Raw genomic sequence first — 2587 nt, 5'->3', positions numbered from 1 at the left:
TAAAGCTCTAAAATAAGGACGCCAAATGAGAAAAGATAAAAGAATAGCAATAAGATTATCTGAAGATGAGTATAAACATATAATGCAAAAAGCGCAAAATCACGGCTTAACGATTTCAAGATATTTGCGTGATTTATCGATGAATTATCCTATTACTTGTATAGTAGATCAAAAAGTCGCACATAATGTTTTAAACATTGCTGGAGATATAGGAAGATTGGGCGGACTTTTTAAACATTGGTTGGTTAGAAACGAAGATAATAAAGTCAATTTTTCAAACAAAAGAACTTATAATGATATTGATGAGATTGTAGATCAAATTTTAGATTTACAAATACTTTTAAAAGAACAAGCCAAAAGGATAATACAAAATGATAATCAAAAAGATTCCAAGCAAAAAGCAGAATAAATCAAGTTTTAAAAATTTATCAAACTATATTTTAGACAAAGACAATAATAATGCAAAAGTATTGGTTGATTATATGCTTGATAAAAACAATGAAATGGATAAAGTGGAAGGTTATCATTTTACAAATTGTTCTTTTGATAACGATGAAGATAATATTAATGAGATTATCAATACTCAAAAGCTTAATACCACAACAAAACAAGATAAAACTTTGCATTTAGTAGTTTCTTTTCAAGAAGATGAAAACCCTACTTTAGAAATTTTACAAGTAATTGAAGAAGAAATCGCAAAGTCTTTAGGAATGGAAGATCATCAAAGATTAAGCGTGGTTCATTCCAACACAAATAATCTTCACATACATATTGCAATTAATAAAGTTAATCCGCATACACTAAAAGTTATTAATCCTTACAATGATGTTAGAATTTTACAAGAAACAGCGATGAAACTTGAAAAGAAATATAATTTGAAGTTAGACAATCATATTTCACAAAAAGATAAGCAAAGTAATAAATATAATATCCACACTATGAATTGTAATTTTGAAACCTGGGTAAAAGAAAAGCTTTCTAAACAAGTAGATCTTATGTTAAAAGATGAAAAAACTACTTTTAAAGATATTAAACAATTTTTAGCTGAATATGATCTTGAATTTAGAGAAAGAAGAAAAGGTTTTGTTATTGCTTCTAAAAGTGAAAAATTATTTTGTAAGGCAAGTAGTATTCACAGGGGGTTGTCTAAACAAGCTTTAGAGAAAAGATTTAAAGAATTAGATTTAAAACAAGAAAAAGAAAATACGCAAAATATTAAAGAAGAAAAACACGAAATAAAAGAACAATATCAGCGACCAAATAAAGAAACTTCTAAAACATTATGGGAAAAGTATTTAAGAATTGAAAATGAGAAAAAAGCAGAGCTTGACAAAGAACTTAGAATGTTAAAGCTTAGGCGAAATGAATTTAAAACTTCAATACCATCAATGAAATTTAATAAAAATACCTTTGCACATGTTAAAAACCAAAGAATGATTTTTAAAAATAAACAAAAAGAGCTTTATCAAAAATATAAAAGAGTGTCTTATAGAGATTTTTTAATTAGTGAATCCTTATCAGGAAACGAAGAGGCTACAAGGGCTTTGCGAAGAACTAAAACGAAAATCAATGAAAATGAAAATACTCTATCATCAACCCAGGAAAAACCTAAAATATTTGAAAATGTAGATTATATAACAAAAGAAGGTTATGCTGTATATAAAAGTGGTTTTAATAAAGCCATAGACAAAGGAGAAATGCTAAAAGTATCTCTTATCAATGATAAAGATGATAAAGAATTTCTTTTAAATTCTTTGCTTATGGCAATTGATAGATTCGGAAATCATCTTAATATTACAGGAGATGATAAATTTAAAAGAAATATTTTAGAAGTCGCAAATGATTATAATTTAAATGTAAGTTTTTCAGATCAGAGAATGCAAAAGATACAAGAAGAAAACAATAACAAGCGTCAAGAAATGAAAACTAGAAAGGTTTTAAAAAATATTATTGAATTAAAAATCAAACTCACAGAACAGGATAAAGATATAGATGAAAATATTAAAGAAAAAGAATTGAAAGCTTTAAAATTTTCACTTAAAAAAATATCAAACTCTACACCTTCAATATTTAAAGGCGAGCTGAAAAAATTAGGCTTTAGCTATAAAGAAATAGATTCCATGGATACTGAAAGTGTTTGTATTGAAATTGACGGCTTTATTGTAAATTCTGCCAATAAAGAAGGACTTATCGCAATGAATGAAGAAATTAAACAAACCTTGATCGATGATGAAGAGATAAAAAGGTTTGAAAAATTTGAACATTTATTTTTAAATACTAATAAAATAACAGATATTGCCAAGGGATTTTATACAAATAGAAAAATTGATGCTGATGAGTATATAAAAAGATTTTCAATGCAAGAAAGCAAAATTAATAAGGTGGCAAACGCTATTTCTATGTTAAGCGATAAGAATATTGACATAATGGAAAAGTATGCAAAAAAACTTGAAAAAGATTTAAAATATCAATACTTGAAAAAGGTGGAAGTAATTGAAAATAATGATATTAATTTGAATAATTTTTAATATCACAATATTATTATTGTGATATTATTATAATATTAATTTAATATATATTTTGAGTA

General features: G+C 25.6%; 2 protein-coding genes. Both read left to right on the top strand.

The genetic code is table 11. The features are described 5' to 3' along the window. Window positions 1–25 precede the first annotated feature (25 nt). Complete coding sequence (locus CCO88_RS06895) at window positions 26–409, top strand: plasmid mobilization protein (RefSeq protein WP_002823902.1); 384 nt, start codon at window positions 26–28, stop codon at window positions 407–409. After that, window positions 372–2528, top strand: coding sequence for a TraI/MobA(P) family conjugative relaxase (gene traI, locus CCO88_RS06890; protein ID WP_002839866.1), 2157 nt, complete (start codon window positions 372–374; stop codon window positions 2526–2528). The genes CCO88_RS06895 and traI overlap by 38 nt, the downstream gene beginning before the upstream one ends. The last annotated feature ends 59 nt before the right edge of the window (window positions 2529–2587 follow it).

Origin of the sequence: Campylobacter coli LMG 9860, assembly GCF_000254135.1 — a bacterium.
In the GTDB taxonomy this organism is placed as follows: domain Bacteria; phylum Campylobacterota; class Campylobacteria; order Campylobacterales; family Campylobacteraceae; genus Campylobacter_D; species Campylobacter_D coli.
Note: the sequence above shows the minus strand (reverse complement) of the source record. Positions and strands in the feature narration are given on the sequence as shown.